Source organism: Rhodococcus sp. YH3-3, assembly GCF_001653035.1.
Lineage (GTDB): Bacteria > Actinomycetota > Actinomycetes > Mycobacteriales > Mycobacteriaceae > Rhodococcus_F > Rhodococcus_F qingshengii.
The window spans coordinates 974,329-981,252 of the sequence record NZ_BCWH01000003.1 but is presented as its reverse complement, the minus strand read 5'-3'; the positions used below and the strand labels follow the sequence as shown (position 1 = coordinate 981,252).

7 protein-coding genes are annotated in these 6,924 nt (G+C 64.2%); all 7 read left to right on the top strand.

Annotated features, from left to right (window positions below; translation table 11 throughout):
- The coding region (locus YH3_RS29845) for an IMP dehydrogenase (protein WP_193777211.1) at nt 1–356 on the top strand (356 nt) is incomplete at its 5' end.
- Nucleotides 357–667: 311 nt separating this feature from the next.
- A complete protein-coding gene (locus YH3_RS29840) occupies nt 668–2,050 on the top strand; it encodes a hemolysin family protein (RefSeq protein ID WP_003944847.1) in 1,383 nt (460 codons plus the stop codon).
- Nucleotides 2,043–3,131 carry a hemolysin family protein gene (locus tag YH3_RS29835; protein WP_003944826.1) on the top strand — a complete coding sequence of 363 codons (1,089 nt, stop codon included), beginning with the start codon at nt 2,043–2,045 and terminating at the stop codon, nt 3,129–3,131. The genes YH3_RS29840 and YH3_RS29835 overlap by 8 nt, the downstream gene beginning before the upstream one ends.
- A gap of 3 nt (nt 3,132–3,134) precedes the next feature.
- A complete protein-coding gene (locus YH3_RS29830) occupies nt 3,135–4,013 on the top strand; it encodes a hypothetical protein (protein ID WP_064444594.1) in 879 nt (292 codons plus the stop codon).
- 18 nt (nt 4,014–4,031) lie between these two features.
- A complete protein-coding gene (locus tag YH3_RS29825; protein ID WP_054188233.1) occupies nt 4,032–5,345 on the top strand; it encodes a CoA transferase in 1,314 nt (437 codons plus the stop codon).
- 31 nt (nt 5,346–5,376) lie between these two features.
- Nucleotides 5,377–5,853: an OsmC family protein gene (locus YH3_RS29820; protein ID WP_007727816.1), complete on the top strand. Its 477-nt coding sequence runs from the start codon at nt 5,377–5,379 to the stop codon at nt 5,851–5,853.
- Nucleotides 5,846–6,880: a nucleoside hydrolase gene (locus YH3_RS29815; protein WP_007727817.1), complete on the top strand. Its 1,035-nt coding sequence runs from the start codon at nt 5,846–5,848 to the stop codon at nt 6,878–6,880. Before YH3_RS29820 ends, YH3_RS29815 begins: the two co-directional genes overlap by 8 nt.
- The last annotated feature ends 44 nt before the right edge of the window (nt 6,881–6,924 follow it).

Sequence of the window (6,924 nt, the reverse complement as noted above, 5' to 3'; positions counted from 1 at the left end):
TCGCCGGCACATACGAGTCCCCCGGCGATCTCAAAGTCGATCAGGCGGGCAACGCGTACAAGGAGAGCTTCGGTATGGCCTCCAAGCGCGCTGTTGCCGCTCGCACAGCCACCGAAACGGCTTTCGATCGCGCCCGTAAGGGATTGTTCGAGGAAGGCATCTCCAGTTCGCGGATGCGTCTCGATCCCGAGCGCCCTGGAGTCGAGGACCTGATCGATCAGATCTGTTCCGGCGTGCGCAGTACCTGCACGTACGCGGGTGCGCGCTCTCTCGAGGAGCTGCACGAGAAGGCCGTTCTGGGCGTGCAGTCCGCCGCCGGATTTGCCGAAGGACGGCCGCTTCCGTCTGGTTGGTGAACCACGTTCTGTGACTGTCGGCGGGTGCTCGGGTCCCTACTCCCGGGCACCCGCCGGTATCATTGGATCCGTAAACAGAAAACAAAACTCGGTCGGGTGCCCTTCGGCGACCCGACCGAGCCCGCTACAGCCGAGAACTACTCGGCTCTGACGAAAGGAACCCGGTGCCCGAGGCACCCACACACTTACCCGGCGCTACACCCGTCGTTTTATCCGAGGAATCTTCTGATTCCGCCGGTTCGGAGGGCTCCTCTAGCGAGCCGGGAGACAAACCCGGCGGCCCCCGTGCACATCTCAGGTGGCGATGACACATGGACATCGTTTTCACCATTCTCAGCCTGGTCGGCTTCATCGCGCTGACTGCAGGCACCGCCCTCTTCGTGGCGGCCGAATTCTCACTGACCGCGCTCGAACGCAGCACCGTCGACGAAGCTGCTCGTGGCGGCGACCGACGCTCGCGGCAGGTTCAACACGCGCACAAGACTCTTTCGTTCCAGCTCTCCGGCGCTCAGCTGGGCATCACGATCACAACCCTGATCACCGGTTACCTGGCCGAGCCGGTCCTGGCACGGTTCATCACACCGGTCACGAAGGCCGTCGGGCTCAGTGAATCCGCTGCCTCGACAACGTCTTTGATCCTGGCGCTCGTGATCGCGACCTCGTTCTCCATGATCTTCGGTGAGCTCGTACCGAAGAACCTCGCAATCTCCAAGCCGATGCCCACCGCCCGCGCGACTGCGGGCCTGCAAGCAGGGTTCTCGCTGATCTTCCGGTGGGCCATCAACGGCCTCAACGGAACCGCCAACTGGATCGTGCGACGCCTGGGCATCGAACCCGCGGAGGAATTGCGCTCCGCGCGATCACCGCAGGAACTCGGGTCCCTCGTGCGGACGTCCGCGCAGCGCGGGTCCATCGACAAGGGCACGGCGATGCTCGTCGACCGTTCACTGCAGTTCGGTGACCGCACGGCAGAAGAGCTGATGACTCCGCGAGTGAAGATCGAATCGCTGGAACTCTCGGACACCGTCGCAGACCTGATCGTGACGGCGTCGCGGACCGGCTATTCGCGCTTCCCGGTCGTTCGCGGCGATCTCGACGACACGGTCGGCGTCGTACACATCAAGCACGCGTTCACCGTTCCGGCCGAACGTCGGCGCACGACGCGCGTCGACAGTCTGGCTCAACGTGTTCCCGTCGTGCCGTCGAGCCTGGACGGAGACACCGTCATGGAGCGAATCCGCTCCGACGGTATGCAGGTTGCGCTCGTCGTCGACGAGTACGGCGGAACTGCCGGCATCGTCACGATGGAAGACCTCATCGAGGAAATCGTCGGCGATGTGCGCGACGAACACGACGAACCCGAACTCGACGTGCAGCGCGTCGGCGACGGATGGTCGTGCTCCGGTCTCCTGCGCATCGACGAGGTCACTTCGGCTACCGGGTACACCGCTCCCGAAGGCGACTACGACACGCTCGGTGGGTTGGTGCTCACCGAACTGGGCCGCATCCCCGACGAGGGTGACGAGGTGGAATTGCCCGACGTCGACTCGTCCGGTGATTCGCGCGGAAAGTGGATTGCACGAGTGACCGGCATGGACGGCCGCCGTATCGACCGGGTGACTATCACGCCGGTCCCCGCTTACGTCGAACCCGAATCCGCAGACGACAGCAAGAAGGAGTCCGACGATGAATAACCTCTTCGGTGTACTCCTCACCGTCGTGCTGCTCGCCGGCAATGCATTCTTCGTCGGTGCGGAGTTCGCACTGATCTCCGCACGACGTGACCGCCTCGAAGCACTGGTCGCGCAAGGCAAGAAGCGGGCGCTCACAGTCATCAAGGCCGGTGAGAACCTCTCGCTCATGCTTGCGGCGGCTCAGCTGGGCATCACGATCTGCTCGATCCTCCTCGGTAAGGTCGCCGAGCCCGCCATTGCGCACCTCCTCGAGGTGCCGATGGAAGCCGTCGGCCTGCCCGACGGATTGCTGCACCCGATCTCGTTTGCCATCGCGCTGTCGCTCGTCGTCGTGCTGCACATCCTGCTCGGCGAGATGGTGCCCAAGAACATCGCGTTGGCCGGCCCCGAGAAGACGGCCATGCTGCTCGTTCCCGTGCATCTGGCGTTCATCAAGATCGCTCGCCCGATCATCGCGTTCTACAACCTGTGCGCGAACGGAGTGCTCAAGCTCCTGCGCGTCGAACCCAAGGACGAACTCGACGTCACGGTCTCGGCGGTGGAGTTGTCCGCGATGATCGGTGAATCGCGATCCGAAGGTCTGATCGACGCCGAAGAACACCGGCGGTTGAAGCAGGCACTCGAATCGACCGATCGGACCGTCTCCGAGGTCCTGATCACTCTCGACAAGGTGCGGACCATTCCCCTCACACCGTCGGGAACAACACTGGGTGAGATCGAGCGTGCGGTCATCGAGACCGGATACTCGCGTTACCCGGTGCGAGCGAGCGACGGATCGCTGGCTGGGTACGTGCACCTCAAGGACGTGCTCGACGAGGTGCTCGACGAGGCCGCTGGACCGGACACCGTCGTTCCGACGTCGGATATCCGGCCGCTGCCCATCGTTCCGCTCAGCACACCGCTGGCCGAAGCGTTGGCCGGCCTTCGTCGGGCCAGCTCGCACCTCGGCGCTGTCACGGACGCTGACGGAGTGGTGATCGGTATCGTCGCGCTCGAGGATCTCCTCGAGGAGTACGTCGGAACGGTCCGCGACGGCACGCATCGCGGCACGGATGCTGTTCCCGGACAAAGAAACAGCTGATCGATGACACGTTCGGTGCATTCACTCGCACTCGCGCAGAGCGAGTGGACGGCTCGGCGGGCACTTCACCTCGAGGAGGGGGAGAAGCTCGTCGAGCCGCACCGAGCGCGTCGTAGCGCCGGTATCTCTCACCCGGTGCACGACTTCCTCTTCACGTACTACAACTTCAAACCCGCCCAACTGCGCCGCTGGCACCCCGGGTACGGAGTCGCGCTCGAGAACGCCGCCGAATACGCAGCCTTCTCCGGCTACCGCGTCGACGAGTCGGGTACCGCGACGGTCGAGGCCTCAGTGCTGGAGCGTCGGCGTCACACAGTCGAATTCGTGTGGAATCTGTTGAATCAGACGTCTGCGCGGCCCGCTGTGCTGGGTTGCTTCGGCCTCCACGAATGGGCGATGGTCTATCGCGGCGGCGAGGACGCAATCCGTCATCAGTCGGTGCCGCTGCGACTCGGGTTCGCCGGTACCGACGCGGTCGTCGAATCCCTGCCACTCAAATGCACGCACTACGACGCGTTCCGGTTCTTCACACCGGACGCGGCCCCCAAGAACTCGCTCCCGCTTGCACGCGAAACTCAGATCGATCACGAACAGCCGGGCTGCCTGCACGCCGGTATGGATCTGTACAAGTGGAGCTTCAAGTTGTTGCCACTCGTCGATTCCGACCTGGTGATGCGGTGCTTCGAACACGCGCTCCTGGCCCGTGAACTCGACATGCGCGCGAGCCCATACGACCTTGCCGAGTACGGGTACTCCCCCATTCGTATCGAAACTCCCGCGGGCCGCGCCGAATACGTGCGTCAGCAACAACAGTTGGCGGATCGTGCTGCGCCGCTCCGCGATACGCTGGCAGAAAAGTGCCGGGAGCTTCTCGGCCACTGAACTGCCGAAAGGCGTCGCATGGATCACGGGTACGGGTTCTATCTCGACGAATACCAGCGTGACGTCGGGGTGCACACCGACGACCGACGCGGGCACATCGAATGCCCGGACTCGGCGGGTTTCCTTGCGGCGCACTTGCCGGTGTTCGACCTCGCTGCGGGCTCGGTAGCGGCGTTCGCCTCGGCGATTCATCGGTCAACCCGCCCGGGCGACGGACACTGGACCCTCGATCCCGAGCGCATCGCCGCGTCCTTCTCGAGCGATCGACTGTTCCGGATCGGCGGCGAGCCGATCAACGGGTTCTCCGAGCACTCGGGGTTCTTTGCCGCCCGCGACGGTTGGGTCCGCACGCACGGCAACTATCCGCACCATCGCGACCGCCTGCTCGCCGTCCTCGCGCTCGATCATGGATCACCCAAAGATGCAGTGGCGCAACGGATATCCGAACTCAGCGCCATCGAGATCGAGCAGCAGGCCGCCGAGATCGGAGCCATCGCGGTCCGTGTTCGTACCGAGACCGAGTGGCGCCTGAGTGAGCAGTGCGCAGCTGCGAGGTCTGCGCCTCTGGTATCCATCCGAGCACGCGACGAGGGAAAACCCCGCACGCATCCGACGCGCCCACGCGTTCTCGACCTGACCCGCGTCATCGCCGGTCCGGTCGCGACGCGTGCCCTGGCGTTGGTCGGCGCTGACGTTCTGCGGATCGATCCCCCGGCGATCCCCGAGATCGGATGGCAGCACCTCGACAGTGGACAGGGCAAGCGGTCGGCGCTTCTCGACCTGAAGTCCTCGGCCGGAGCGGCAGCGTTCCGAGAACTCCTCGAAACCGCAGACGTACTGGTCACCGGCTACCGGCCGGGTGCACTCGAAGCGCTCATCGGGCAGGATCTTCCCGCCCACCTGATTCACGGGCGCGTCAGCGCATGGGGATGGGAAGGTCCGTGGGCGAATCGCCGTGGCTTCGACAGCATCGTGCAGGCCGCGTCCGGCATTTCGTTCCTCGAGGGTGGTGAGAACCCTGGCGCACTTCCGGCGCAGGCACTCGACCACTCGACCGGATACTTCTTGGCAGCGGGGATCCTCGACGCGTTGACACTGCGCTCGCACGACGGCCGTGGCCGCGACGTCGACGTGTCGCTGGCCAGCACCGGCGCTCGTCTTCTCGACGCACCCGGCCGAACCGTCCATCCCGGTCTACCGACCGCTCCCGGCCTGAATGTTGTTGTCAACCATGCCGACGTGACCACCGCACGACCCGCGCTGGCAGAGTTCGAGGACTACCCCGAACCGGCGCATCCGTGGGGATCGGATCGCGCGGAGTGGGCACACTGAGGGACCGGCACATTCAGGGCAAGATGGACCTGTGAAGTCACATACCTACACACTCGACCTTCAGTGGACGGGCGATCTGGGAACCGGAACGTCCAGCACGCAGGGATATTCGCGCAATCATGCAATATCCGCGGTCGGAAAGCCGGAACTTCTCGGCAGCTCCGATCCCTCGTTCCGCGGTGACGCGCAGCGATGGAACCCCGAGGAACTGCTCGTTGCCTCCCTCGCCCAGTGCCACATGCTCTGGTACCTCGGTCTGGCAGCTGCCGCTGGGGTCGTCGTTCTCGACTACAGCGATCAGCCGGTCGGCAGCATGATCGAGGAATCCGATGGCGGCGGCCAGTTCATCGAGGTGACGTTGAATCCGACGGTGTTGGTCGCGGAGGCGTCGATGGTCGAGAAGGCCCAGGAGCTTCACGGCCCCGCACACACGAAGTGCTTCATCGCTCGGTCGGTGAACTTCCCCGTCCTGCATTCCCCGACGATCCTGGTGGCCACCGATGAGTGACATGCACAAGCTCATCGTCGACGTCGACACCGGTATCGACGACTCGTTGGCGCTTCTCTATCTCCTTGCCAGCCCCGAAGCCGAGATACTGGGGATTGCGAGCACCGCCGGCAACGTTCCGGTGGAACAGGTCGCGGCCAACAACTTGAACTGGCTTGCGCTCTGCGGCGCCCCGGACATCGAGGTTGCACTCGGCGCCCGCGAGCCATTGGTCATACCGTTGCGCACCACCGAGGAGACTCACGGTCCGCAAGGAATCGGCCATGCGGTCCTCCCCGATTCGGGTCGCAAGCGCTCGGTCCGAACCGCCACCGACCTCTGGGTGGATCTCGTCCGGGAGTACCCCGGACAACTCACCGGGCTGGTGACGGGGCCGCTCACCAACCTGGCCTTGGCGATCAGACGTGAACCCGATCTGCCGTCTCTGCTGAAGCGACTGGTAGTGATGGGTGGGTCGTTCAACTATCCGGGCAACACGACGCCGACCGCGGAGTGGAACGTCTCGGTCGATCCGCACGCCGCCAAGGAGGTGTTCGACGCGTTCTCCGTCGTACCCGCGCACCGGCGCCCGATCATCTGCGGCCTCAACGTCACCGAATCCATCGAGATGTTCCCCGAACATGTGCGTCGGCTCGCCGAAGCTGCCGGGAGCACCCCGGAAGAGATCATCTCGCCTGACGACGGTCCCGACGTCCGCAGTTCCGCGTCCAACAGCGTGATCAGGCATATGTCCGACGCAATCCGGTTCTACATGGAATTCCATCGTGAATACGACCAGGGATTTCTTGCTCACATGCATGATCCCTTCGCTGCTGCCGTCGCGCTCGATCCGAGCCTGGCGACGCTGAAACCGGCAACGGTAGATGTCGAAACCGAGAGTCCACTGCTGATCGGAACGACGGTTGCGGACTGGGTCGGGCACTGGAAGCGTGAGCCCAACGCGGATATCGCGGTCAGCACCGATCCGGCGGAATTCTTCGATCGACTTGTCCACCGAGTGGGAAATTACGCCCGCGTCGTGGGTTGACCGAGCCGGGCACCGGCTATGCTCGCATGGACAGAACACCAACG

Bases quoted from the DNA above. Each gene is read 5' to 3' on its own strand.
- YH3_RS29835 (WP_003944826.1), top strand. From the start codon at position 2,043: ATGAATAACCTCTTCGGTGTACTCCTCACCGTCGTGCTGCTCGCCGGC.
- YH3_RS29840 (WP_003944847.1), top strand. From the start codon at position 668: ATGGACATCGTTTTCACCATTCTCAGCCTGGTCGGCTTCATCGCGCTG.
- YH3_RS29825 (WP_054188233.1), top strand. From the start codon at position 4,032: ATGGATCACGGGTACGGGTTCTATCTCGACGAATACCAGCGTGACGTC.
- YH3_RS29815 (WP_007727817.1), top strand. From the start codon at position 5,846: ATGAGTGACATGCACAAGCTCATCGTCGACGTCGACACCGGTATCGAC.
- YH3_RS29830 (WP_064444594.1), top strand. From the start codon at position 3,135: ATGACACGTTCGGTGCATTCACTCGCACTCGCGCAGAGCGAGTGGACG.